This window comes from Burkholderia sp. Bp8986, from assembly GCF_003854225.1.
Classification (GTDB): Bacteria; Pseudomonadota; Gammaproteobacteria; order Burkholderiales; family Burkholderiaceae; genus Burkholderia.
In genome coordinates this window covers 38,415-62,438 of the sequence record NZ_QTQM01000047.1, presented here as the reverse complement: position 1 = coordinate 62,438, position 24,024 = coordinate 38,415, and the positions used below count along the sequence as shown (strand labels likewise).

The 24,024-nt window shown below is 68.4% G+C and carries 26 protein-coding genes and 2 pseudogenes; 13 read left to right on the top strand and 15 right to left on the bottom strand.

Features of this window, described 5'->3' with window-relative positions; all coding sequences use genetic code 11:
- Positions 1–252: pseudogene (locus DID99_RS30440) on the top strand (virulence factor); the annotation flags it as partial.
- A gap of 227 nt (positions 253–479) precedes the next feature.
- On the opposite strand, the gene DID99_RS30435 reads toward DID99_RS30440, so the two are convergent.
- Entirely contained in the window at positions 480–2,033 is a 1,554-nt protein-coding gene (locus tag DID99_RS30435; protein ID WP_124668172.1) for a methyl-accepting chemotaxis protein, read from the bottom strand.
- 245 nt (positions 2,034–2,278) lie between these two features.
- On the opposite strand from DID99_RS30435, the gene panE reads away from it, so the two are divergent.
- Positions 2,279–3,217 (top strand): 2-dehydropantoate 2-reductase, encoded by a 939-nt coding sequence (gene panE / locus DID99_RS30430; protein ID WP_124668171.1) that lies wholly within the window; start codon positions 2,279–2,281, stop codon positions 3,215–3,217.
- Between the two features lie 412 nt (positions 3,218–3,629).
- Here the strand turns inward: panE and DID99_RS30425 are convergent, their stop codons facing one another.
- From DID99_RS30425 to DID99_RS30400, 6 genes are all read right to left on the bottom strand, one after another.
- Entirely contained in the window at positions 3,630–4,214 is a 585-nt protein-coding gene (locus DID99_RS30425) for an NTP transferase domain-containing protein (RefSeq protein ID WP_124523732.1), read from the bottom strand.
- Between the two features lie 369 nt (positions 4,215–4,583).
- The gene (locus DID99_RS30420; protein ID WP_044846647.1) at positions 4,584–4,979 is read right to left on the bottom strand and encodes a type II toxin-antitoxin system VapC family toxin; all 396 of its coding nucleotides are present in this window, start codon (positions 4,977–4,979) and stop codon (positions 4,584–4,586) included.
- Positions 4,976–5,215, bottom strand: coding sequence for a type II toxin-antitoxin system Phd/YefM family antitoxin (locus DID99_RS30415; RefSeq protein WP_011659184.1), 240 nt, complete (start codon positions 5,213–5,215; stop codon positions 4,976–4,978). The genes DID99_RS30420 and DID99_RS30415 overlap by 4 nt, the downstream gene beginning before the upstream one ends.
- A 119-nt stretch (positions 5,216–5,334) precedes the next feature.
- Positions 5,335–6,018: a Fe2+-dependent dioxygenase gene (locus tag DID99_RS30410; RefSeq protein WP_124668170.1), complete on the bottom strand. Its 684-nt coding sequence runs from the start codon at positions 6,016–6,018 to the stop codon at positions 5,335–5,337.
- On the bottom strand, positions 6,015–6,770 hold the full coding sequence (locus tag DID99_RS30405) for a tetratricopeptide repeat protein (protein WP_124489071.1): 756 nt from the start codon (positions 6,768–6,770) through the stop codon (positions 6,015–6,017). The genes DID99_RS30410 and DID99_RS30405 overlap by 4 nt, the downstream gene beginning before the upstream one ends.
- A gap of 3 nt (positions 6,771–6,773) precedes the next feature.
- The gene (locus DID99_RS30400) at positions 6,774–9,017 is read right to left on the bottom strand and encodes a TonB-dependent siderophore receptor (RefSeq protein WP_124668169.1); all 2,244 of its coding nucleotides are present in this window, start codon (positions 9,015–9,017) and stop codon (positions 6,774–6,776) included.
- A gap of 322 nt (positions 9,018–9,339) precedes the next feature.
- Here DID99_RS30400 and DID99_RS30395 point away from each other — a divergent pair, with 322 nt between their 5' ends.
- Positions 9,340–9,579 carry a FitA-like ribbon-helix-helix domain-containing protein gene (locus DID99_RS30395; protein ID WP_124523734.1) on the top strand — a complete coding sequence of 80 codons (240 nt, stop codon included), beginning with the start codon at positions 9,340–9,342 and terminating at the stop codon, positions 9,577–9,579.
- The gene (locus DID99_RS30390; protein WP_124668168.1) at positions 9,576–9,995 is read left to right on the top strand and encodes a type II toxin-antitoxin system VapC family toxin; all 420 of its coding nucleotides are present in this window, start codon (positions 9,576–9,578) and stop codon (positions 9,993–9,995) included. Before DID99_RS30395 ends, DID99_RS30390 begins: the two co-directional genes overlap by 4 nt.
- 138 nt (positions 9,996–10,133) lie before the next feature.
- Here DID99_RS30390 and DID99_RS30385 read toward each other — a convergent pair whose 3' ends face one another.
- Entirely contained in the window at positions 10,134–11,429 is a 1,296-nt protein-coding gene (locus tag DID99_RS30385; RefSeq protein ID WP_124668167.1) for an aspartate carbamoyltransferase, read from the bottom strand.
- A gap of 232 nt (positions 11,430–11,661) precedes the next feature.
- On the opposite strand from DID99_RS30385, the gene DID99_RS30380 reads away from it, so the two are divergent.
- On the top strand, positions 11,662–11,796 hold the full coding sequence (locus DID99_RS30380) for an entericidin A/B family lipoprotein (RefSeq protein WP_059449563.1): 135 nt from the start codon (positions 11,662–11,664) through the stop codon (positions 11,794–11,796).
- 97 nt (positions 11,797–11,893) lie between these two features.
- On the opposite strand, the gene DID99_RS30375 is transcribed toward DID99_RS30380, so the two are convergent.
- The 3 genes from DID99_RS30375 to DID99_RS30365 form a co-directional block, all read right to left on the bottom strand.
- Positions 11,894–12,442 carry a permease gene (locus DID99_RS30375; RefSeq protein WP_124668166.1) on the bottom strand — a complete coding sequence of 183 codons (549 nt, stop codon included), beginning with the start codon at positions 12,440–12,442 and terminating at the stop codon, positions 11,894–11,896.
- 125 nt (positions 12,443–12,567) lie between these two features.
- Positions 12,568–13,527 carry a DMT family transporter gene (locus DID99_RS30370; protein ID WP_044846719.1) on the bottom strand — a complete coding sequence of 320 codons (960 nt, stop codon included), beginning with the start codon at positions 13,525–13,527 and terminating at the stop codon, positions 12,568–12,570.
- A gap of 206 nt (positions 13,528–13,733) precedes the next feature.
- The gene (locus DID99_RS30365) at positions 13,734–14,528 is read right to left on the bottom strand and encodes an AraC family transcriptional regulator (RefSeq protein WP_124489066.1); all 795 of its coding nucleotides are present in this window, start codon (positions 14,526–14,528) and stop codon (positions 13,734–13,736) included.
- A gap of 170 nt (positions 14,529–14,698) precedes the next feature.
- On the opposite strand from DID99_RS30365, the gene DID99_RS30360 reads away from it, so the two are divergent.
- Positions 14,699–15,529 carry a molybdenum cofactor biosynthesis F family protein gene (locus DID99_RS30360; RefSeq protein WP_124668175.1) on the top strand — a complete coding sequence of 277 codons (831 nt, stop codon included), beginning with the start codon at positions 14,699–14,701 and terminating at the stop codon, positions 15,527–15,529.
- Complete coding sequence (locus tag DID99_RS30355; RefSeq protein ID WP_124668174.1) at positions 15,529–16,338, top strand: SDR family oxidoreductase; 810 nt, start codon at positions 15,529–15,531, stop codon at positions 16,336–16,338. Before DID99_RS30360 ends, DID99_RS30355 begins: the two co-directional genes overlap by 1 nt.
- A gap of 81 nt (positions 16,339–16,419) precedes the next feature.
- Here DID99_RS30355 and DID99_RS30350 read toward each other — a convergent pair whose 3' ends face one another.
- Positions 16,420–17,097 (bottom strand): dihydrodipicolinate reductase C-terminal domain-containing protein, encoded by a 678-nt coding sequence (locus DID99_RS30350; protein WP_124668165.1) that lies wholly within the window; start codon positions 17,095–17,097, stop codon positions 16,420–16,422.
- A 428-nt stretch (positions 17,098–17,525) separates the two neighbouring features.
- Here DID99_RS30350 and DID99_RS30345 point away from each other — a divergent pair, with 428 nt between their 5' ends.
- Positions 17,526–18,239: an SDR family NAD(P)-dependent oxidoreductase gene (locus DID99_RS30345; protein WP_124668164.1), complete on the top strand. Its 714-nt coding sequence runs from the start codon at positions 17,526–17,528 to the stop codon at positions 18,237–18,239.
- 88 nt (positions 18,240–18,327) lie between these two features.
- Here DID99_RS30345 and DID99_RS38030 read toward each other — a convergent pair.
- Positions 18,328–18,411, bottom strand: a pseudogene (locus DID99_RS38030) (RidA family protein); the annotation flags it as partial.
- A 105-nt stretch (positions 18,412–18,516) separates the two neighbouring features.
- Here DID99_RS38030 and DID99_RS30335 point away from each other — a divergent pair.
- The gene (locus DID99_RS30335) at positions 18,517–18,714 is read left to right on the top strand and encodes an oxidoreductase-like domain-containing protein (protein ID WP_409362714.1); all 198 of its coding nucleotides are present in this window, start codon (positions 18,517–18,519) and stop codon (positions 18,712–18,714) included.
- A 69-nt stretch (positions 18,715–18,783) separates the two neighbouring features.
- Here DID99_RS30335 and DID99_RS30330 read toward each other — a convergent pair whose 3' ends face one another.
- Entirely contained in the window at positions 18,784–20,244 is a 1,461-nt protein-coding gene (locus tag DID99_RS30330) for an MFS transporter (protein ID WP_124668162.1), read from the bottom strand.
- A 159-nt stretch (positions 20,245–20,403) separates the two neighbouring features.
- Here DID99_RS30330 and DID99_RS30325 point away from each other — a divergent pair, with 159 nt between their 5' ends.
- From DID99_RS30325 to DID99_RS30315, 3 genes are read left to right on the top strand one after another with little or no spacing between them, the layout of a single operon-like run.
- Positions 20,404–21,276 carry a LysR family transcriptional regulator gene (locus DID99_RS30325; protein WP_044846723.1) on the top strand — a complete coding sequence of 291 codons (873 nt, stop codon included), beginning with the start codon at positions 20,404–20,406 and terminating at the stop codon, positions 21,274–21,276.
- Between the two features lie 59 nt (positions 21,277–21,335).
- Positions 21,336–21,602, top strand: coding sequence for a hypothetical protein (locus DID99_RS30320; RefSeq protein ID WP_124489059.1), 267 nt, complete (start codon positions 21,336–21,338; stop codon positions 21,600–21,602).
- Positions 21,603–21,628: 26 nt separating this feature from the next.
- Positions 21,629–21,949, top strand: coding sequence for a hypothetical protein (locus DID99_RS30315; protein WP_124489058.1), 321 nt, complete (start codon positions 21,629–21,631; stop codon positions 21,947–21,949).
- A 42-nt stretch (positions 21,950–21,991) separates the two neighbouring features.
- On the opposite strand, the gene DID99_RS30310 is transcribed toward DID99_RS30315, so the two are convergent.
- A complete protein-coding gene (locus DID99_RS30310) occupies positions 21,992–22,891 on the bottom strand; it encodes a LysR family transcriptional regulator (protein WP_124668161.1) in 900 nt (299 codons plus the stop codon).
- Positions 22,892–22,989: 98 nt separating this feature from the next.
- On the opposite strand from DID99_RS30310, the gene DID99_RS30305 reads away from it, so the two are divergent.
- Positions 22,990–23,970 (top strand): NAD-dependent epimerase/dehydratase family protein, encoded by a 981-nt coding sequence (locus DID99_RS30305; RefSeq protein ID WP_124668160.1) that lies wholly within the window; start codon positions 22,990–22,992, stop codon positions 23,968–23,970.
- The last annotated feature ends 54 nt before the right edge of the window (positions 23,971–24,024 follow it).

Here is a 24,024-nt window from a genome sequence, read left to right as displayed (position 1 = left end):
GGAACCGGCAGCGCATTGACCGATGTCGCACTCGCAATCGGCCGGATCAACCACTTCGGCGGCAACGCCTTGGTCGCCGGCACGACCGACCCCGAGCACCCCGTCGCCGTCGTCGTCAGACCACCGTCGAAGCTCACTCCGATCGATCCGGACCAAGACTGGTTCCGCGCACGCGGTGGAAACAACGCGTACCTCCCTTGGTGGGGACGTCGACACGACACCGATTACGGCATACAGGGCTATTCGTGGTGACGTAAGGCAGCGCTGTGGCGTGATTGCTTTGCTTGCGGATTCGCGACGTGTCGGAACGCGATCGACTGGACACATGACCGGTCGACAGTTCCAACGGGTCTGGCTTCGAGATGCCGCCAACCGCGACGCCGAACGGAAGCGGATTCAGCGGTTGGCCGTGTTGAGGTACACGCCACTCCCGCCCTCCGGCGCGACACGCGCGGAAGGGCGGGGCAGGACCCCGGCCGTCAAGCCGGCAACGCGAACCGCGTAACGGCGTCGCGCAGCGCTTCGGCCTGGTCGCGCAGCGAATGCGCGGCCGCCGCGGCTTCCTCGACGAGTGCCGCGTTCTGCTGCGTGACCTGATCCATCTCGCCTACCGCACGGTTGACCTGCTCGATGCCCGCGCTCTGCTCGCGCGATGCATGACTGATCTCGTCGAGGATCTCGTTCACGCGCCGCACCGACTGCACGATCTCGGCCATCGTCTCGCCCGCGTTCGTGACGAGCGTCGCGCCGTGCTCGACGGTTTCGTTCGATGACTCGATGAGCGACTTGATCTCCTTCGCTGCCGTGGCCGAGCGTTGCGCGAGCGAGCGCACCTCGGCCGCGACCACCGCGAAGCCGCGGCCCTGTTCGCCCGCGCGCGCCGCTTCGACGGCCGCGTTCAGCGCGAGGATGTTGGTCTGGAACGCGATTCCGTCGATCACGCCGATGATGTCGCCGATCTTGTGCGAGCGGTCGGTGATCTCGTTCATCGTGCGCACGACATCGTCGACCACCTCGCTGCCGCGCGTCGCGACTTGCGCGGCCTGACCGGCGAGCGTGGCGGCCTGCGCGGCGCTGTCCGCGTTCTGCTTCACGTTCGCGGTCATCTGATCCATGCTCGACGCGGTCTGCACGAGCGCGGCCGCCTGTTCTTCGGTGCGCTGCGACAGGTCGGTGTTGCCCGACGCGATCTCGCTCGCGCCGACGTTGATGTTCTCCGTGCCCATCCGCACGCGCGACACCATGTCGATCAGTCCGCTCTGCATCGTGTGCAGCGCATGCAGCAGGCTGCCGCGGTCGTCATGCTTGACGTTCACGCGTGCGGTCAGGTCGCCCTGCGCGATGCGCCGCGCGGCGTCGAGCGCCACTTCGAGTTCGCCGCCGAGGTTCGCGCGCACGCTTTTCAGCACGAGCACCATCACGGCGGTCGCGATCGCGCCGAGCACGGCCGTCATCGCGAGCCAGCGGCCGACGCTCGCGAGCACGGCCGACCGCACGTCGTCCATGTACATGCCCGTCACGAGATACCAGTCCCACGGCGCGAAGCGCTGCACCGCACTGGTCTTGCCCTGCGGCTTGTCGGCACCCGGCTTCGGCCACAGATACTCGACGAAACCCTTGCCGCCTTCCATGTTGCCGGCCTTCACGATCTCGACGAACAGATGCTTGCCGCTCGGATCCGCGAAATTCGACACGTCCTTGCCGTTGAGCTCGCTCTTGATCGGATGCATCACGATCACCGGCTTCGAATCGTTGATCGAGATGTAGCCGTCGGTGCCGTAGCGCATCGCGGCGATCGCCTCGAGCGCCTTCTGCTTCGCGTCGGCCTCCGGCAATGCATTCTGTTGCGACAGCTTGTAGTAGTGGTCGGCGACGTTCGTCGCTTGCGCGACCAGCGACGCAAGCTGATCGCGGCGGTCCGTGATCATCGACGCGCGCGTCTGCCACGCGCCGATGCCGGCGATCACGAGTAGACCGAGCCACAGAATGACGATCATCGAGGCGAGTTTCTGATTCAGGGAAAGGGTGCGCATGGGTAGTGAGGTCGGTCGGTCGAACAGGCGCGCCGGAACGGCGTGACGGGATAACTCGTTGACGGCATGCAACGAACGTTGCCGTAGGCGGGAAATCCCTTAGAAACGGCAGCGGCCCGATACCGGTGAGCGCGGTGCGGGCATCTATGCATATACATATTCGGCGTCGCTATACTGTCGGGCGATGGCGCGCCGTGCCCGACGGTCGGGCGCACGGCGGCGAACGAACCTGAAAGGAGGCAACGATGCGAATTCTGGTGGTGGGGGCCGGCGCGGTCGGCGGATACTTCGGCGGCCGGCTCGCGGCGGCGGGGCGCGACGTGACGTTCCTGGTGCGCGACGGCCGCGCGGCCGCGCTCGCGCGCGACGGGCTCCTGATTCGCAGCCCGCGCGGCGACCTGACGCTCGCGAACGTGCAGACGGTGCGCGCGAGCGACACGGCCGGGCCGTTCGACCTGGTGCTGCTGAGCTGCAAGGCCTACAGCCTCGACGATGCGATTGCATCGTTCGCGCCATTCGTCGGGCCGTCGACGCTGATCCTGCCGATGCTCAACGGGATGCGCCATCTCGACGTGCTGCGCGAACGGTTCGGTGCCGCGCAGGTGCTCGGCGGCCTGTGCGTGATCGCGGCGACGCTCGATCGCGAACAGCGGGTCGTGCACCTGAACGACACGGCAGGGCTGTCGTTCGGCGAACTCGCCGGCGGCGAATCGGCGCGCGTGCGCGCGGTGGCCGACGAGCTCGGCGGCGCGGGCTTCGATGCGACGCTCAGCGACGACATCGCCGCGCGGATGTGGGACAAGTGGGTGTTCCTCGCGACGCTCGCGGCGAGCACGTCGCTGTTTCGCGGTTCGATCGGCGACATTCTGGCCGCGCCGGACGGCCGCCGCCTGCTCGAGACGATGCTCGACGAATGCAGCGCGATCGCCGCGCACAACGGTTACCGGCCCGATCCCGCCGCGGTCGAGCGGATGCAACGGATGGTGCTGACGCCGTCGCCGCTGACCGCGTCGATGCTGCGCGACGTCGAAAATCGCGCGCGGGTCGAAGCCGATCACGTGATCGGCGACCTGCTCGCGCGCCGCGACCCGCAGGCGGCGGATGCGCTGTCGCTGCTGCGGATCGCGTACAACCACCTCAAGACGTACGAGGTGCGCGTAGCGCGGGAAGGCGCGGCGGCGTAGCCGCGGCAGCGGCCGTGTCGTTTGTCAGGGCGAGTGCCGGAGCAGGCCTGATGGCGCGGGCGGATGCCGGCTAGACAGGATCCTTGCTTGGCGGTCCGTTGGGTTGCTGCGGATTGTCGTGAGGATGCCCCGGTGGCGGCGGTGACAGCGGATCGTCTTCCGGATCGCGGTTCGGGTCGGCCGGGGGCTCGGGCATCGGGGTCGTGTGGTCCATGGGGAACTCGCGCAGGGCGTGACGGCGGTGGCGCGGCGGGCGCGTCTCGTCTCCGTTATAGGCAATCGGGCGGCTGTTTGCCGGAGGATTCTCGCGGCGGCATGCGGATTGCCCGCGACAGGCGAGCCGCTGCAGGTATCGCGCCGGATCGCGCGCAAACAGCGCCACGATGCGGGGTGCGGCCGGCGCGCGCCGCGGTCAGCGCAGATCGGCGGGCGTATCGACGTCGCGCAGGATGCCGGGATCGTCGACCTCGAGCAGGTTCACCGGCGCGCTGGCGAACAGCGCGCGGGCGCCCGTATCGCCGTCCAGCGCGGCGAGCGCCTCGTAGTGGTGCGCGGCAAAGCCGACCGGATGGCCGCGCACGCCGCGGTGCACGGGGGCGACGATCGATGCATCGTCGGCGTCGAGGGCGCGTGTGACCGCTTCGTAGGTGGATGCCGCGATCCACGGCATGTCGCCGAGCGCGACCAGCCAGCCGGGCGCGTCCGGCGAGGTGCGAACACCGGCTGCCAGGCTCGCGCCCATGCCGCGCATCGCGTCGGGCGCATAGACGACCTGGCAGCCGGCGTCGTTCAGCAAAATCGCGAGTTTTTCGGCGCCGGGACGCACGACGGCGATCACCTCGGCCGTGGCCGCCGCCAGATGACGGGCGGCGGCGACCGCAACCGGCGTGCCGTCGGGAAGCCGCGCGAGCAGCTTGCTGTGCAGACCGCTTGGGTCGAAGCGTTGACCGAGACCGCCGGCGAGCAGGACGCCGGTGGCGAGTGACGCATAGGACATCGGCGCGGGGGGAGGGAAGGCAGGTGGCCCGATTGTGCGGGAGCGGGCGGGGATCGGCAAGTGCGGATGTTACCGACGCGGGGGCGTTGTCGTCGGAAAGAATGTCGGCGGGCGCGTTCGTCGAGCATGGTTTCCTCGACGGGGCCGTTTATGGAGTGCGATTCTCGTTACATCACGGTTCAATCGCGGTCGCTGAACGGCTAATGCCGCTAGTCCGACGGGTAATACGTGAAGCGGGTGCGAGGTAAAACCTCGATCGGTCATGGACGGCTTCGCGTGATCGCCGTCATCGGTTCCGTCAGACGAATCGTCTGTCGAGTGGCATGCGGATGTGTCGGTGTTGCGATTCGGCCGACGTGCCCATGACCGTCACCAAAGTGTCTTGACGTGCGCGTATGCACGGATCTTTTCGTCACGGGTGACGAGCGGCGCACCGAGCCGGCGCGCAGTCGCGACGATCATGCGGTCGGCTGGATCCTTGTGAAAAGTGCCGGGCAGCGCGGTGGACCTCGCGGCGATGTCGGCGTCGACCGGCACGAAGCGCATGCCGTCGATTTGCGCGACCGTCGCGAGCCACGCATCGACGTCCATCGTCAATGCGAGGCGCTCGTTGCGCACCAGCATCGCGATTTCCCATGCGGAGATCGCGGACGCAGCGAGTGCGCCCTCGCCGCGCGCGCGATCGATCGCGCTTCGCGCCTTCTTGCTGAGCGACGGATCGCCCGCCACCCACCACACCAATGCATGCGTATCCAGCACGATCACCGCGACGCCTCCCAGTCATCTTCCGCAATCGGATCGAGAGGATTGTCGTAGCGCATGACCGAGCCGCGCAATATGTCCAACGGCTGAGCCTCGCGCGCGTGATACGGCCGGATTTCGAGCGTTGGCTTGCCATGGTCGGTGACGATCAGGCTTTCGCCCGACGCCTCGACGAGCCGGAAGTATTCGAGTGCGCGAGCCTTGAATTCGGATTTCGATACGGGAGCGTGCGGCATCATGATATGAGCATGGTCATTTGACGATGGTCATTTTAGACATGCATCGTGAACCGATGCAAGCGATGGAGCGCCGGCTCCGGCGACGTACTTCACGGCGGACGTCGCGTGATCAGCCCATGCTACGCATCCGCCCATTTCCTCAACAGGTTGTGATAAATCCCCGTCAGGGAAATGACCATCGGATCCTTCGCGCCTTTTTCCGCGGAAAGCGCCTGAATCTGCGTATCGAGCTGAAACAGCAGCGTGCGGTCGCCATCGTCGCGCACCATGCTCTGGATCCAGAAGAACGACGCGACGCGCTCGCCGCGCGTGACCGGCGTGACGTGATGCAGGCTCGACGCCGGATACAGCACGAGATCGCCGGCCGGCAGCTTCGCGCGATGCACGCCGTACGTATCTTCGACGCACAGCTCGCCGCCGTCGTACGCGTCCGGTTCCTCGAGAAACAGCGTCGCCGACAGATCGCTGCGCACGCGGAAATCCGTGCCGCGCAGCAGCCGGATCGCGTTGTCGACATGCGTGCCGAACATCTCGCCGCCTTCATAGCGATTGAACAGCGGCGGAAACACCTTCAGCGGCAGCGCCGCCGAAAAGAACAGCGCATGCCGGGCCAGCGCATCCTGGATCGCATCGCCGGCCGCGCGCGCGACCGGCGAACCTTCCTGCAACTGCCGGTTGCGTTTCGCGAGCGCCGACTGCGCGCCGGATGTCGCGTTGCCGTCGACCCAGTCGGCGGCATCGAGCATCTCGCGGCATCGCGCGACCTGTGCCTTGGTCAACACGCCGGGGATATGAAGCATCATGATTCGGATTCCATGCCGTGAGACGGCAACTGCATCGCCGCCGCGCGCAACGCATCGAGCGGCGACGACGCGAGATAGGCGCGCATCTTCGCGACGAACGCGGGGGTAGCGGTGGCCGGCACGCGCGCGAGCCAGACGAGGGCTTCGTCGACGCGCCCGCGCTCGGCGAGCAGTCGCGCATGGTTGAACTGGCCGCGAAAGTCGCCGGCCTCGGCGGCGCGCCGATAGTGGTCGAACGCGGCGTCGGCATCGGCGGTCACTACCCAGCCGTCCTCGTAGAAGCCGCCGATCAGGTTGATCGATTTCGCATGGCCGAGCGCGGCCGCGCGGCGAAACCAGTCGAGCGCGGCGGCGCGATCCTCGTCGATGCCGTTGCCGAGCGCGAGCGCCGTCGCGTAGTTGTACATGCCCCAGTCGAGCCCGGCCTGCGCGGCGAGCCGATACCAGTACACGGCCACCGGCGCGCATGCCGCCGTCCCCCAGCCGAACTCGTAACAGCGGCCGAGCATGTTCATCGCCATCGGGTGACCGGCCCGCGCCGCGTGCCGGAACCAGCCGCATGCGGCGGCCGGATCGCGCGCGACGCCGTGCCCGTCGAGCAGGTACTGGCCGTAGACGGCCTGCGCGTCGACGATCCCGTTATCGGCGGCCGCCGCGACCCACGCGGCGGCGCGCTCGGGCGGCCCGGCCAGAATGTCGGCGAACGCGCGCGGCGACACTGACGCGAGCGCCTTCAGCGAGACGGTTTCCATCGATCAGTAGCGTGCGTTCAGCGTGACGAACGCCGAGCGGCCCGGCGCGATCGACGCATAGTGCGCCGGATACGCCTGATCGAAGTACGTGCGGTTGAACAAGTTGTTCACGTTCAGCTGCAGGTCGAGCTTCTTGTTGATCCGGTATTGCGCCATCGCGTCGAAGCGCCAGTACGACGGCACCGCACGCAGGTTCGCGGGATCGCCGAACACTTCCGACATGTAGAACGCGCCGCCGCCGACAGTGAACTTCGGCGTCACGTCGTAGTTCGACCACATCGTCAGGCTGTGCTTCGGCGTATTCGGGAAGCGGTTGCCGTCGTTCGCTGCATCCTTGCCGTTGTCGCGCAGCTCGCTCTTCATGTACGTATAGCCGCCGAACACCTGCCACTGCTTCGTGATCTGCCCGGCGACGCCGAGTTCGAGACCCTGCACGCGCTTGTTGCCGACCATCGCGTACTGGTTGTTCGGCAGCGTCACGCGCGCATTCGTCGTGTCGATCTGGAACAGCGCGGCGGTCAGCGACAGCTTGTCGTTCAGCACGTTCCACTTGGTGCCGAGTTCGATGCTGCGGTTCTTCTCGGGGGCCATTTGATCGGCGTTCGGGCCGACGCCGCCGCGGCCCGGCGTGAGCGACTGCGTTTCGCTGCCTTCGCCGAGCAGCATGCCGGCCGGCGTCGACGACGTCGCATACGACGCGTAGATGCTGCCGTTCCGCGCGGGCTTGAACACGAGGCCGGCCTGCCAGTTGAAGAGCGTGTCGTCGCGCGTATAGGTCTTGCTGCCGTTGGCCTTGGTGTCGGTGAAGCGGGTCGAGTAATCGTCGACGCGCACGCCGGCGTTCACCTGCCAGCGCGGCGTGAGCTCGATCGTGTCGAAGCCGTAGATCGACTTGGTCGTGGTGCGTGCATGCGCATAGTCGTTGTTGCGCGTGACGGAGCCGGCCCACGGATCGTTCGGATCAGGCGACCACAGGCTCGTGCAGTTGTAGCCGGACGGCGCGCCGATGCCCTTCTGGCAGATCGTTCCCTTGTCGGTCGCGACCGTGTACGAATCGCGCTTGCCCCATTCGCGCGTCAGCTCGATGCCGGTCGTGAAGCTGTGCTTGAACGGGCCGGTGCGGAATTCGCCGAACAGTTCGGTCAGGTTCGCGAGGCTGTTGATCGAGCTGTCGCGGTTGTTGTTGCGGCGCCAGACACGGCCGTTGACCACGTTGCCCTGGCTGTCGTCGGGCTGCGTCCAGATGTAGTCCTGCGTCGATTCCGTGTAGCGCGTGGTGTTGCGCACCGTCAGATTCGACGTGATGTCGTGCTCGATCTTGATCGTGCTGATGTCCGAGGTGGTCTTGCGGAAGTCGCGGTCGATCAGGCCGTAGAAGTTGTGGCGGTCGACCGGCGCCGGATAGATCGTGTCGACGTTCGCGGGCTTGTTCGACGTCGTGTAGAAGTACGGAATGCCGCCGTCGGGCATGTCGTCGGTCGACAGGTGGTAGTAGCTCGCGGTCACGCGCGTCGGCGTGCCGAGGCCGAACGCGATCGACGGCGCGACGCCCCAGCGCTCGTTGTTGACGGCGTCGCGGCCGGCGACGTCGTTGTTGTGGCTCATCAGGTTCAGGCGGAACGCGGCGTGATCGGCGAACTGCCAGTTGCCGTCGGCGGTGAAGCGGCGGTAGCGGTCGGTGCCGAGGCCCGCGCTCGCGGCGGCCGTCGTGCCGAGGTGCGGCGCCTTCGTGATCAGGTTGATGCTGCCGCCCGCGCCGCCGCGGCCGCCGTACGCGCCGTCGGAGCCCTTGGTGATCTCGACGTGTTCCGTGTTGAAGATCTCGCGCGTGGTCGCGCCCGTGTCGCGCATCCCGTCGACGAACATGCTGCCCTGCGTGTCGTAGCCGCGGATGAACGGGCGGTCGCCGAGCGGGTTGCCGCCTTCGCCGGCGCCGAACGTGATGCCGGGCACGGTGCGCAGCGCTTCGGTCAGCGTCGCCGCGCCGCTGTTCCGGATCAGTTCCTGCGGGATCACGGTCACCGACTTCGGCGTGTCGACGAGCGGCGCGGTGAATTTCGCGGATGCGGAAAAGTCGGCCTTGTAGCTGTGCTCGGCCTTGCCCTGGACCTCGATCGGCGCGAGATGGCCTTCGGTGCTGACCGGGGCGGATGGCGGCGTGCCGTCGGCGAACGCCGGGCTCGCGGCGAGTACGCTGCACAGGGTGGTGAATTTGCCGAGCTTCTGCTCGTCAGGACGGGACTTCATGGTGCGCTTCGACCTCGCAGTATGGCCCCGGGAACGACGCGCTACGGAAATGTGCATGCCGCCCGGAATTATTACGATTTGTTTTCAGGCGGCATTCTATGTAATTTCTTTTTAAATGAGAAGCGTTCGTGTTCGCATTTGCGAGGAGAATGTTGACGAATGTGGCGGAGGGCTGCCGAGCGCGTAGGGGCCGCGGCGATGGCCGAATGGCCGAGTGGGAAAGGCGTGTCGGGCGATTTACAGTGATCGGGTCTTCACTCGTCCAAAATGACAGCAAGGTGATAATATGACTACATTGAAAGCAAATGTAGTGAGGCGCATCATGCCTGTGATCACTGTTAGAAACCTGCCCGACGAGGTGCATCGCGCGCTTCGAATCCGTGCTGCACAACATGGCCGCAGTACCGAGGCCGAGGTGCGCGATATCCTCGAGCAGGCCGTTCGGCCCGGCGGACGTCCCAGGCTGGGAACGCTGCTGGCGGAGATCGGGAGAGAGGCCGGCGGCATCGATTTCGAGGTTCAGCGCGATCAATCGCCAACCGATCCGATGAGCTTCGAATGATTCTGGTCGATACCAACGTCATTTCGGAGCCGCTGCGACGCGAACCGAGCGCGGCCGTGATCGAATGGCTCGACGCGCAAAACGTCGAGACGCTGTTTCTTGCCGCGATCAGTCTGGCCGAGATGCGATTCGGCGTGGCCGCGTTGCCGGAGGGGCGCAGGCGAGACTGGCTGCACCAAAACATCGAGCAACGCGTCGTGCCGTTGTTTCGCGGGCGGATTCTGCCGTTCGACGATGCGGCCAGTGACGCATATGCGAGCCTACGCGCGAAGGCGCGCGCCCTGGGGCACACGATGGCGCCTGCCGATGGCTTCATCGCTGCAACCGCCGCAGCCAACGGGTTGATCGTGGCCACGCGCGACGTCGCACCGTTCGAAGCAGCGGGCCTGCGCGTGATCGATCCGTGGGCTCGCTAACTTCCGGCCGGTCGCCTCGATATCACCCGCGCCGAAAATGAAAACGCGCCGTGCAAGGCGGCGCGTCGTGCGTTGCTTCGGCGCGCGGCGCTCGATCTTCAGCAATCTCGAGTCTGGCCGCGCGACACTGGATGCGGGTCAATCGATTCCGTGAAACACCGCATCCTCCGGCCCGAGGTACGCCGGCGGGCGCCACGTCGCATCGCGCATCGAATGCTGGACGAGATTCTCGACGCCGAGCAGCACCGCGAAGATCGCCATCCGCACCGGAATGCCGTTGTCGGTCTGCCGGAAGATCGCGAGTCGCGGATCGCGGTTCAAGTCGACCGACAGGTCGTTCGCGCCGGGCCGGCTGTCGCGCGGCAGCGGGTGCATGATCAGCGTGTCGGGCTTGCAGACGGAGTCGACGAGCGCCTGGTTGATCTGGAAATCCGGCGTATAGCCCTCGAACGACTCGTCGGTGAAGCGCTCCTTCTGGATCCGCGTCGCATAGACGACGTCCGCGCCGCGCAGCCCGCCCGCGAGGTCGTTCGTCTGCTCGATCACGTGGCCGTTCGTCGCAATCTGGTCGATGATGTACGCGGGCATTTCGAGCGTCGGCGGCGACACGAGCGTGAACTTCAGCCCGCGGTACAGCGCGAGCAGCTTGACGAGCGAATGCACGGTACGGCCGTATTTCAGGTCGCCGACGAGCGCGATATGCGCGCCGTCGACGATCTTGCCGAGCCGCGAGAACTCGCGCTGGATCGTATAGAGATCGAGGAGTGCCTGGCTCGGGTGCTCGCCCGGGCCGTCGCCGCCGTTGATCACCGGCAGGTTGGTCGCGCGCGCGAATTCGGCAACCGAGCCTTTCTCCGGGTGGCGGATCACGAGTGCGTCGACGTAGCCGGCCATCACGCGGCTCGTGTCGTAGATCGATTCGCCCTTGGCCATCGACGAGAACGTGAAGCCGGTCGTGTCGCACACCGAGCCGCCGAGCCGGCAGAAGGCCGCGCCGAACGACACGCGCGTGCGCGTGCTGGCTTCGAAGAACAGGTTGCCGAGCACCGCGCCCTCGAGCACGCGCGAGATCTTGTGGCGGCGCGCGATCGGCTGCATCACGTCGGCGACGCGGAACAGCGCCTCGACCGAGTCGCGCGAGAACTGGTCCACCGAGATCAGCTGCGGCTTGCCTTCGAACAGGAATTGCTTTGCGAGCTCCTGTTTGTCTACGCTTTGCGTATAGTCTGCGCCGTCCGGCGCCGAGCGCTCGACGATTTCCGACACGAAGCGTTCGACGATCTCGGGCATCCCGCGCGATTCCTGCGAGTCGTCGGGCAACAGCCACGTGTCCAGCGCGCGGCGGCTTACGCCAATGCGGTTCGCGAACGCTTCGCGGGTCATGTTGAGGCGGCGCATCGCGTCGCGCAGGAAGGCTTGCTGGGGAACGGTCATCGGGGGCACCTGATGAAAAATATACGCGGTGCGTATATTAGTTCGCGCGCCGACGAAGTCAAGGAAAATCTGTGCGACCGGCCGTGTCGTGCGCGGGCACTGGCGCGGTCGCCACTGGCGCACGGCGGCCGTCTCCGTATAATCAGGTCAGGCCCCGTGTCCTGCACGCCGCAGGGCACCACGCCGCATACGATTCGCCCGGTCGGGCATGTTGACTCGAAGGAGAATGAGCATGACGCGTACGATTGCTGCAGTGCTGCTGGTGGTGACCGCCGCGCTCGCCGGTTGCAATACCGTTGCAGGCATGGGGCAGGACATTTCGAAGGGTGGCCAGGCAATCAGCGATACGGCTGAGAAGGCCAAATAAGCTGCCGGGTTCCGGAATGCAGAAGGCGCCGGGCCGTCCCGCGATTGCGGGGCGGCCCGGCGCCTTTTTCACGGTGCGAGGTGCGTGGTGTGCGGTATCAGGCGGTTTCCACGAACGCGTAACGGCCCTCGACCTTGCGCGGCGTGAACCAGCCGAAGTCGGGGAACAGCCGGTTGCGGACGAACCAGACGTAGCCGACCAGGATGACCGTCACCCCGAGGGTCGGCAGCGCGGTCGACGGATCGCGGCCGAGATCGGCGATGGTCTTCGGTACCTGCAGCAGCGACAGAATGATGAACGCGTGATATGCGCCGACGCGATGGGTCGCGAAGCCCCAGATGAACAGCAGCGACAGCGGCACCGTCAGTGCGAGGAACAGCGCCGCGGCGCCGACGCTGAGTGTGTCCACCAGGATGAGATAGGCGAGTGCGACGCTGATCACCAACTGCGCGATGCCGAGCCCGATCAGGACCCGCGTATGCACCTTGTTCTTCCTGCACAGCTCGGGGTCGGGGCGCGACGCGATCAGGCGCGCGAGCACGCGATCCTTGAGGCCCTGTCCGGCCAGCTCGGCCAGCACGTCGGCTTTCCTCGCACCCGCGGACAGCAGCGCCGCGATTCTTGTCTTGGCTTCCTTCTTGTTCATGATGATGCGAATTATTGTTCGGTGGTTGTCAAATGGCCCGGCCACGCGAATATTGCATCTTGTGCGACGGTGCGCAACGATTTTGCCGCGGGCGGACACATTCCTACAGTCGCCGCGCACGCGGATCAATCGGTAGCAGTCGACGTGGATGCCGCTGGGCGCGCTGGCGACCTCGACCGTGAGTCCGTTGCGCGTGCCGGCGGCTCGCGCCGCCGCGTCGCGCCCACCAGCATTCCCGCGACGACGAGCGCGATGCCGAGGAGCCGCGTGCCGCCCAGGGTCTCGCCGAACAGCGCGACCGCGAACAGCACGGCCGAGACCGGCGCAACCGCCGTGAACAGCGCGGCTTCGGTGCCGCTCGTGCGCGCCGAACCCGCATACCAGCACAGATAGCCGAGCACGGTCGGCACCAGCGCGTAGTACACGATCGCCGACACCGCGCCGATATTCCAGTTCGTCGCCAGCGCGTGCCATTCGAACGCGGCCGGCACCAGTGCGAGCACGAAGCCGAGGCCCGACATCGCCGTCGACAGCGTGAGCGGCGGCAACGGCGCCGACAGCCGCCGGTTGAGCAGGATGAACACGGCCTCGCATGCGACGGCGGCCAGCACCAGCGCGTCGCCGGCGAGCGTCCGGAGCGACGGCATGGCCTGGCCGGGCGCGAACGTGACCAACACCACGCCGGCGGTGGCGAGCGCGGCCGCGCTCCAGTCGCGCCGCGTCTGCCGCTCGCGCAGCACCACCGCCGCGATCAGCGTCGACATCGCCGGCAGCGTGCCGAGCATCACGCCCGCATCGACCGGCGACGACAGCTTCGTGCCGCTGATCAGCAGCACCGTATAGCCGACCCCGCCCGCCGCAGCCTGCACGACCAGCAGCACGGCGTCGCGTGCGGAGAGCCGCGGCCATCGCAGCCGCTGCGCCCGCATCAGCGCGAACAGCAACGGGGTTGCGATCAGGAAGCGCAGCGCGGTGGCGGCGAACGGCGGCAGGCCGCCGGCCGCGAGGCGGCTCGCGATGACGGTGCTGCCGACGCCCGCCATCGCGGCGGCGAGATAGAGATAGCCGATCAGTCGTGTTTTCATGTGCCGCATAGTCGCGTGCGGCGGCGCGGGCGTCTTGAACGAAATTGCAGCGGCGCCGGCGAGCGGAGCGGGTGAACGGAAGGGTATTGCGCTCGGTGTCCCCGGATGACCGGTGGCGCCGCCATCAAGCGCCATCGTTGGTGCTGAACGGCGGCGATCGGCGACGTCGCGCCACGGCGGCGGCCGTGCCGGGACCGCGACGTCAGTCAGCCGGCCTGCGTGAATCGGCCCGGCGTGATCCCGAACTGGCGTGCGAACGCGCGCGTGAGGTGGCTCTGGTCGGCAAAACCGGCTTCGGCCGCGGCATCCGCGATCGGCCGGCCGCTCGCGAGCAGTGCCCGCGCCAGCCGTGTGCGCGACTGCACCAGATACGCGTGCGGCGTGATGCCGAGTTCGCGCGCGAACCCGCGCAGCAACTGGAAGCGGCTCACGCCGCTCAGGCCGGCGAGTTCGGCCAGCGAGACGGGTGCGGCGGGCGCCGCATCGAGCCGCTCGCGGGCCACGCGGATCGCCGGCGCGACGCCGGCGGCCGGCAGCGCCCGGTTCGAATGCCGCGCAAGCAGCCCGGCGACCAGTGTCACGAGCGCCTCGTCGCGGGCGAGCGGCACGGTATCTCCTGCGACGATTCGAGCATGCAACCGGCCGAACGCGGCCGCGAGCCGCGCGTCGCGCACGGCCGGATGCGCGAGCTCGACGCCGCCGACGCCTTCTTCCGCCGCGACGCCCGCGACCAGCGCCGGCGCGAGGTACAGCATCCGCCAGCGCCGGGCCGTGCCCGTCCCGATCGGCATGCCGTCGTGCATTTCGCCCGGATTGACCATGATCGCGTCGCCGGCCAGCGCATCGACCTGCCCGCGGCCGCTCCAGGACCGGTGCGCGCCGCTGACGATCACGCCGACCCCGAATTCGTCGTGCGCGTGCCGCGGAAACGTGCGGTCGGACTCGAGGCTGATCGCCTCGATGCCTTCATCGGTCCGTCGGTAGTGGGTGACACGGTGCATGGGGGCTCCTCGCGCCGGCAGCGGCGCGGATCACGTGCACTGTAGCGCGTTCCGGCGGCGCGCGCCCTTCATCCTTTTGGCCGATACCGTGCGGCGCGTGCAGCCCGCACCATGTGCACATGAGCAGCGTACACGGCCCGCCGGGCCTGAAGCTGCGCGGGAGACGGCAGGTGGAACGACAGGATCCGGTATTCATTCAGGTTGGCGCGCTCGCGGACGGCTTTGCGCCGGACGCGAACATCCTCACGCCCGTGAACGCGCTCGTCGGGCGGTCCCTGGCCCTTGGCGACGCAACGGGCGCATGGCGCGTCTATACGTTCGAGGCGGGTGCGCTGCAATGGCGCGATGCGGCGACCGACACGGGCGGCCGTGCGCCGTGCCGCGTCACGCGGCTGCGCGACGACCTGTACTTCGTCGACTACATCGATCCGGTGGCGCGCGCGACGTCCGTCAGCCTCGTGATTGACGTCGGCCGCGGCGTGTGGACGTCGGTGATCGGCACGCTGCCGACCGAGGCCGACACGCATGTCGACGCGTTCACGCGCGTTTCGCGCGGGTTGCCGCTGACGGGCGTCGACGCGGCATTCCGGCACGGCACGCTCGGCGGCCATGCGCAGCCGGGCCCGCTGCATGGGCCCACGCGCGAACTGATCGGCAAGCGGACGATGTATCGCTACAGCCCGACCGAATGCTACGAGCACATCTACCTGAACGAGAACTTCTACGCATGGCAGTGCCTGCAGGGCGTAGAAGGCGGGCTGGCGGACGTGGATCGCTGCCATTACTTCAGGATTGCCGATGAACTGTATCTGTTCGTGTGGCGCGAAAAGGTGGTGCCGACGCTCGGCGTCGTGCTGATCGACCTCGCGCAACGCAAGACGGACGGCAAGATCTTCGGCTATCAGGGCGGCGACTTCGGCACGTTGTCGAACTTCCCGGTCGGCGCGCATGCGCAGGTGCTGAACGAAACCGTGCATCCGCTCGGCGGCGAGGCGCAATGATGAGCGCCGTGCCGGGCAGCGCCCGCCTGCGTGCGGATTTCAGCGGACGCGTCGTGCTGGTCACGGGCGCCGCGCAGGGGATCGGCGCGGCAATCGCGCGCCGTTTCGCGGAATCCGATGCGTTCGTCGCGCTCGCCGATCTCAACGGCGATGCCGCCGCCGCGCAGGCGGACGCCCTTGCCAGTGCGGGCGGCGACGCGCGCGCGTATCGCGTCGACGCCGCGAGCCGCGACGAACTCGGCGCGCTCGTCGCGACGGTCGAGCGCGACGGCGGCCGGCTCGACGTCGTCGTTCACAACGCCGCGTACTTCCCGCTGACCCCGTTTGCGCAGATCGACGAGCCGATGCTCGAGCGCACGCTGTCGGTCAACCTGTCGGCGCTGTTCTGGCTCGCGCAGGCCGCGCTGCCGGCGTTCGAGCGTGCGGGAGCGGGGCGGCTGCTCGTCACGTCGTCGGTGACCGGGCCGCGCGTCGTCTATCCGGGGCTCGCGCACTACGCGGCGTCGAAGGCTGGCGTGAACGGCTTCATCCGTGCGGCGGCGCTCGAACTCGCGCGTCGCAACGTGACGGTCAACGGCGTCGAGCCGGGGATGATCCGCACGCCGGCCGCCGACAATCTCGGCGACGCGTCGGTCGCCGCGCAGATCGCGCGCGACATTCCGCTCGCGCGGATGGGCGAGCCGGAGGACGTCGCGAACGCGATGCTGTTTCTCGCGTCGGCCGATGCGGCGTACATCACCGGGCAGACGATCGTCGTCGACGGCGGCGCGACGCTGCCGGAGAGCGGGGCACTGCTGGGCGACGGGTAAGCGGCGCGTGAGCGATCGTGCGATCGCGGCCGTCGAATGTGCCGGCCGCGGTGTCGTCGGCCAAGCCGCGCACCGTCGCGCCTACAGCCAGCCGTTGCGGATGAACTCCACGATCGAGTATCGGCGGGGTTCGAGTTCGTGCCGCCGGACGGTCTCGACGATCCGCGACACGCCGTCCGCGTAAGGCGACGCGCCGTACACGCGCGATTCGAACTGCAGGCTGCATGCGCCATCCTCGATGCGGATCCGGTGGAACGCATGGCGGCCGAGCTGATCGTCGGGGATCTGCAGGGCGTCGCGCTGTTCGTCGGGGTCGCGCACGGAGCGGATGTCCTGCGCCGGCACGCCGAGCGACTGACCGATGCCGACCGCGGTGCCCGGCACGGACGTCTTGCTGGCCTGGTGCGACTCCGTCACGCTGATGCGGCAGTCGCGAAACAGATGGCCGCTGGTTTCCAGCATGCTCATGAACTTCAGCATCAGGATGTTCGTATTCGGACAAAGCACGACGGGAAAGTCGTGCGATCCGGTTTCGAGCTCGGAGCCGGTGGACAGCTCGACGAGCGGCGAGCCCGTTGCGCGGCAGAATTTGATCGCGGCAGGCAGCTCGCGGCCGGATCCGGCATGCACGACGATCGAACGCGTCTCGGTGCGTGCGGGGGCCGACCAGGCCGTCACGCGACAGGTTGCGGGGTCGAGCCGGTGCGAGCCGAGCAGTTCGGTTGCCAGCTTGCCGGTGCCAACGACGAGTACTTGCATGGGATAGACGGATTGAGGTTCGGGTTTCGTTACGGAAACGACGCGGGCCGATCAAGCACCCGGCGCGACCACGGGGCACCGCGCGGCGCACCGTGTTCGCGCATTATGCCCGGCCGTCGGCCGTCGGCCGTCCACCGTCCACCGTCCACCGTCCACCGCCCACCGTCCACCGTCCACCGTCCACCGTCCACCGCCCACCGCCCACCGCCTAACGCCTACCTCCTGCCGTCCACCGTCATGCGCGGTGCGCGCCTTCATGGCTGCGGATCAACCGAGCGGCTGCGTTGGCGGTGACGCATTTATCGCCGTGCGCACGCGGCATGAACGGCGCTACGCTGTCGAAACGGTGGCCACGCGCGTCCGTGTCGGTACCGGCATCGCCCCGAACCACGTATCATCCAACCCCCTCGACCCAGGAGAGCACATCGATGGAACACGACCTGAAAGGCAAGGCAGTCGCGATCACCGGCGGATTCGGCCATCTCGGCGTCGCCACGGCCGCCTGGCTCGGCCAGCGCGGCGCGCGCGTCGCGCTGATCGGCCGCGGCGCGGCGCCGGACGCGCGGGCGTTGCCCGGCGTGCCGGCCGATGCGCTGCGCATCGGCGGCATCGACCTCGTCGATCCGCAGGCGGCTGCGCGCGCCCTTGAAGCGGTGAATCGCGAATTCGGCCGGGTCGACGCGCTGCTGAACATCGCGGGCGCGTTCGTCTGGCAGACGATCGCCGACGGCGACGCGGCCACGTGGGACCGCATGTACGAACTGAACGTGAAGACGGCATTGAACGCGTCGAAGGCCGCGCTGCCGTATCTGGTGGCGAGCCCGGCCGGCCGCATCGTCAACATCGGCGCGGGCGCGGCGTTCAAGGCGGGCACCGGGATGGGTGCATATGCGGCCGCGAAGGCGGGCGTCGCGCGGCTCACCGAGGCGCTGGCGGCGGAACTGCTCGATCGCGGCGTGACCGTGAACGCGCTGCTGCCGAGCATCATCGACACGCCGCCGAACCGTGCGGACATGCCGGATGCGGATTTCACGCGCTGGGTCCGGCCCGAGCAGCTGGCGGCGACGATCGGGTTCCTGCTGTCGCCCGACGCGCAGGCGATCACCGGCGCATCGATTCCGGTGAGCGGTCGCGTGGCGTAGTCGGGAGCGGGTTATCGCACTCGAGTGCGACGTCGGGGCATGCGAAATCGCGCACGCGGGATTTCCGCGATCGCCGCGATTTCGATCGGATCCCGCCGTCGCCCTGGACCCCGGCCATCGAGAGGGCGCCGAATGGCGCCCGGCGTTCCGGCGGATTCACTGCTTCGGCCACGGCGCGATTCCTGTCGGTGCGGGATGCGCGGCTGCGTCCGGTGCGTGCCTGCATGCCGCCGACCATCACCGTATACTGGGCGTTCCGCACCATATGACTGAAGCCGTGACCAAGCCTGCCTCCGCGGATGCGCTCGCCGACGATCCGCGTCCGACCCCGCCCGAACAACCCGAACTGGAAGACTGCTGCAACAGCGGCTGCTCGCCGTGCGTGTTCGACCTGTACGACGAAGCGCTGGCGCGCTATCGCGTCGAGCTGGCCGAATGGGAAGCACGGCACGCGCAATTCAAGCATCACCAGTGAGCCCGCCGCCGGCAAGCGGGCGCGCATGCCGCGATTCGCTGCCGGCGAGGGCTTCCCTGGCCGGCGTCGTCACGCGATGGTGCGCCCCCGCCGATGCATCGGCCCCAATGCGGCCGACAACGCGACGCACGCCAGCAGTACGGCCGCCAGCGCCCACATCGCCGTCCTGAACCCCTGCACGTAGTCGAGCGCACGCGGCTGCGCGCCGAGCCGCGCGAAGAATAGCCCGCCCAGCGTCGCGGCGCCGACGGCCGCGCCGATCTGCAGCATCGCGGTGACCATGCCGGATGCGACCCCGGCGCGCGCCGCGTCGACTTCCGCGAGCACGATCCGCACGACCGACGGCAGCACGAGGCCTTGCCCGATGCCGATCGCCGCGATGCCCGCGTAAAAGCCCGGGCCGGGCGCATGATCGCCGGCCAGCGCGGCGGCGGTCGCGACGCCGGCCGCGAGCATCGCGAAGCCGAGCGTGAGCACGCGATAGCCGCCGAACCGCTCGACGAGACGCGGCATCAGCAGTGGGCTCGCGAGAAAGCCGATGCCGAGCGGCAGGATCGCGAGCCCCGACGCGAGCGGCGACCAGTTCAGGCAGCCTTGCAGATAGATGCCGTAGCTCAGGAAGAACGCGCTCAGCATGTAGAACAGGAACGCGAGCGTGAGCCCGAGCGCGACGACCGGATTGCGCAGCAGGCGCACGTCGAGCAGCGGGTCGCGGCCGCCGGCGAGCCGGCGCGCTTCGACCGCCAGCAGCGCGCCGAGCATCGGCAGCGCACCGACGACGCACGCGATCATCCACAGCGGCCAGTCCGCCTCGCGTCCGTGCGTGAGCGGATAGACGAGCATCAGCAGGAACAGCGACAGCAGCACCGTGCCGGGCACGTCGATGCGCTGGCCGCGCGGCGGCCGGCTTTCCGGGATGAAGCGCCAGCTGCCGAGCAGCGCAAGGATGCCGATCGGCACGTTGACCAGGAAGATCGCGCGCCAGCCGAGCCCGAACGGATGCAGGTCGATCAGCGCGCCGCCGCCGAGCTGGCCGATCACGGCCGCGAGGCCGAACACGAAACCGTAGAAGCCCATCACGCGCACCTGCTCCTGCGGGCTGAACACGCTGCGGATCGTCGCGAGCACCTGCGGCGCGAGGATCGCGGCGAACAGGCCCTGCAGCACGCGGCCGCCGACCAGCACCGCGCCGCTGCCGGCGAGCCCGCACAGCGCCGACGCGACGACGAACCCGGCCATCCCGATCATGAACATCCGCTTGCGGCCGTACAGGTCGCCGAGACGCCCGCCGGTGATCTGCACGACCGCGTTCGCGCACGCGTAGGCCGACACGACGAGCTGCAGCTCGGCCGGCCGCGCGCCGATGCCGTCGCGGATGGCCGGCAGCGCGAGATTCACGATGAAGTAGTCGAGCGGCGGCAGAATGGCGCCGACCAGCAGGACCACGAGCGCCCAGCCGTGATGGCTGCGCGGCGGTGCCGCGGCAGCCGCGCCGGCCGGCGCGCAACGGGCGAGGGTGTTGTCGGTCATGAAAGGAAATCCGGAAGAATGGTGGCCGCAACGCATGCCGAATCCCGTGGAAACGGGTTCGGCGGGCCGTTGAACCGATATTCTGCGGACCGCCGATGAATCGGAAAAGCGGGAATTGGTGGTAGCATCCATCGGGTTATTCGATGGATGGAGGGTGCGATGCGCGGTTTCGACCTGGATCAGTTACGCACGTTCGCGGCGGTGGCGGATGCGGGCAGCCTTACGGCGGCCGCGCCGCTGCTGCATCTGTCACAGTCGACGGTCAGCGAGCAGGTGCGCAAGCTCGAGTCGCGCGCCGGCGTGCCGCTGTTCGTGCGCAGCAAGCGCGGCGTCGAGCCGACGCCGGCCGGCGCGCGCCTGCTGCAGCATGCGCGGCGCATCGTCGCGCTGAACGAGGCCGCGTTCGACGAAGTGCGCGGACAGGCGATCAAGGGCGAATTGCGCGTCGCGATCACCGACTACTACCGGACGCATGAAGTCGCGGGCCTGCTCGCGCGGTTGCGGGAGTGCTACCCGCAACTGAGCCTGCACGTGAGCGCGATGAAGAGCGCGGAGATCGAAGCTGCCCATGCGCGCGGGCAGATCGATCTTGGCGTCGTGATGAACCTGTCGAGCGGCCCGTTCCGGCCCGCGTCGGCCGATACGCGCTGGGTGCTGCGGCGCGAGCCGCTGTCGTGGGTCACGTCGCCCGCGCTCGCCGAGCAGTTGCCCGAGCCGTTGCCGCTCGTGCTGCTGCCGGACGACTGCATGATGCATCAGATCGCGGTGCGCTCGCTCGACGAGCAGCACGCGCCGTACGTGCTCGTGCACAGCGCGTCGGGCGTCGCGGGGCTGCAGTCGATGCTGGCGGCGGGGCTCGGCGTCGGCTGCCTGTGCGCGTCGGCGATCGGCGAGGGCCTCGTGCGGCTCGGCGCGAAATACCGGCTGCCGACGCTGCCCGACGCGGTGTTCTCGCTGACGCCGCCGATGCCGGGCGAGCGCGAGACGGTCACGCAGGCGCGCGAGGTGCTGTCGCGGCAGTTGCTGATGTAAAGCGTGAAGCACGCATGCGCGTCGGCGCAGCGGCACGTATTCGACGGGAGTCGGTACCGATGAAAATATCGAGAGATTTCGGGATCGTCGTTCGACGCGCGGCGCTGGTCGAGAAAGACGTCGACCTGTCCGCGCTCATGCGCGAATTCAATTTCGCCGACTGTTTCGACGAATCGGACCGGCTGGTGTCGCTCGGCCCGTTCTTCGGCGGCGACGCCGCCGATGCGTGCATGAGGTCGCTCGAACGGCGCGGGCTGGTCTACTTCGACGATTTCTTCATCGTCGAGCAAACGTATCCCGGTTGGTGCGAGCTGGAAGCGTTCTGAACGTTGCGTAGCAGGGGGCGATACGCATGAACGACGAACTGAAAAGCGAGATGGCCGCGCGGTTGGCGCACGCGCTCGAGCGGGTGATCGACGAGCGCTCGCTGATCCGTTTCCTGCGCGTGCTCGGCCATGACTGGCACAAGGAGCGTCAGCTCGAGGCCGACTTGCCGCCGGCGCCGTATGCGGCCGCCGCGCTCGGCTGGGAAAACCGCTCGATCGGCGAGTACCTGGAGGCGATGGTCGACTGGGCCGAGGCGTCCGAGGAGGGGCTGCGCTGCTACGACCTGCCCGACAACCCGTGGCGGCGCATGGCCGACATCCTGTTCGCCGGCAAGATCCACGAATAGCGCGCGCCGTGGCGATTCGCGCGTGCGGCGGCCGGGAACGGCCTAGTCGGCCGTCCCTTCGGCATACGCACGCAGCCCGTTCGCCAGCGCATCGAACACGGCCCGGCAACGCGGGCTCGTCCGCAGATCCTCGTGCATGACCATCCAGGTTTCCAGTTTCGTCGCGGGCCCGTCCGGCAGCACGCGCACGAGCCGTGCATCGCGCTGCGCGAGCCGGTTCTGGCAGAAGCCGATCCCGTAGCCCGCGCGAATCATCGCGAGCTGCGCGAGATTGCTGTCGGTGCGCAGCGCGAACGCATCGCGGTTCCACAGCGGCATCCCGCGCCCCGCCGCGCGGATGAACGGCGTGACCGTATCGAAGCCGATCAGCGCGTGATGGGCGAGTTCGTCCGTCGATGACGGCGTACCGTTGCGCGCCAGGTAGTCGTCGCGCGCATGCAGCCCGACTTCCAGCTCGCCGATGCGCCGCGCGACGAGCGCCTCCTGCGCGGGCGGCGCCATCCGCACCGCGATGTCGGCCTCGCGATTCAGGACGTCCTGGATGCGGTCGGTCGGCACCAGTTCGATCACGAGCCCCGGATGCTCACGCCGCAACTGCGCGAGCATCGGCGGCAGCACCTCCACCGCGATCACGTCGCTGGCCGAGATCCGCACGGTGCCGCGCACGCCCGCGCCGTGGCTCGCGGCCGCGCGCTCGAACGCGGCCGCCGCGCTGCGCAGCGCCTCGGCATGGCCGCGCAGCGCCAGGGCCGCCTCGGTCGGCAGCAGCCCCGACGGCGAGCGCGTGAACAGCGTCTGGCCGAACGCGGCTTCGAGCGCCGCGACGTGGCGGCCGGCCGTCGGCTGCGTGATGCCGAGCGTGCGCGCCGCGCCCGACAGCGAGCCTTCCGTCAGCACGGCGAGGAAGGTGCGGTAGCGTTCCCAGTTCAGATCGATGGCCATGCATAAATGTATAGCCGATGCATCGGGTTAGGCAATTCCTTGTTAGGCGGCCTCGCGCCAGAATGGGTGCTGACACGGTTCATTCACGGAGAACGGCAATGACGGCGAACGCAGGCGGGACGCAACGACAGGCACTCGTGCTCGGCGCGAGCGGAGGTATCGGCGGCGAGGTCGCGCGTCAGTTGCGCGATGCCGGCTGGCAGGTGCGCGCGCTCAAGCGCGGGCTCGACGCCGAGACGGTGGAGCGCGACGGGATCGCGTGGCTGCGCGGCGACGCGCTCGACCGCGAGGCGGTGGTTCGCGCGGCGCGCGGCTGCAGCGTGATCGTGCATGCGGTGAATCCGCCCGGCTACCGGAACTGGTCGACGCAGGTGCTGCCGATGCTCGACAACACGATCGCGGCGGCGACGCTGGCGCAGGCGACCGTCGTGCTGCCGGGGACGGTCTACAACTATGGCCCCGACGCGTTTCCGGTGCTGCGCGAAGAGGCGCCGCAGCATCCGGTGACGCGCAAGGGCGCGATCCGCGTCGAGATGGAGCGGCGGTTGCAGGCGGCGACCGCGCAGGGCGTCCGGACGATCATCGTGCGGGCCGGCGATTTCTTCGGGGCGCACGCCGGCAACAACTGGTTCGGGCAGGCGCTCGTCAAGGCCGGGCGGCCCGTCGCGGCCATCAGCGTGCCGGGCCGGCCGGGCGTCGGCCATCAATGGGCGTACCTTCCGGACGTCGCGCGCACGATGGTCGAACTGCTCGAGCGGCGCGACACGCTGGCGCCGTTCGCGCGCTTCCACTTCGGCGGTCACTGGGACGCGGACGGCACGCAGATGGCGCAGGCCGTACGCCGCGTCGCGCAGCGTCACGGGATGCGGCCGACGGTGCGGCGTTTCCCGTGGTGGCTCGTGTGGGGCGCGGCGCCGTTCGTCACGACGATGCGCGAGATGCTCGAGATGCGCTATCTGTGGCGCGAGCCGCTCCGGATGGACAACGCGCGGGTGACGGCGGTGCTGGGCCGCGAGCCGGTGACGCCGCTCGATACGGCGGTGGAGGCGACGCTGGCCGGGCTGGGCTGCTTGCGATGACGGCGAGCGCTCAAGGCGGGTGACGGGGCCGCGTGCGGGTCATGTTCTTTATTG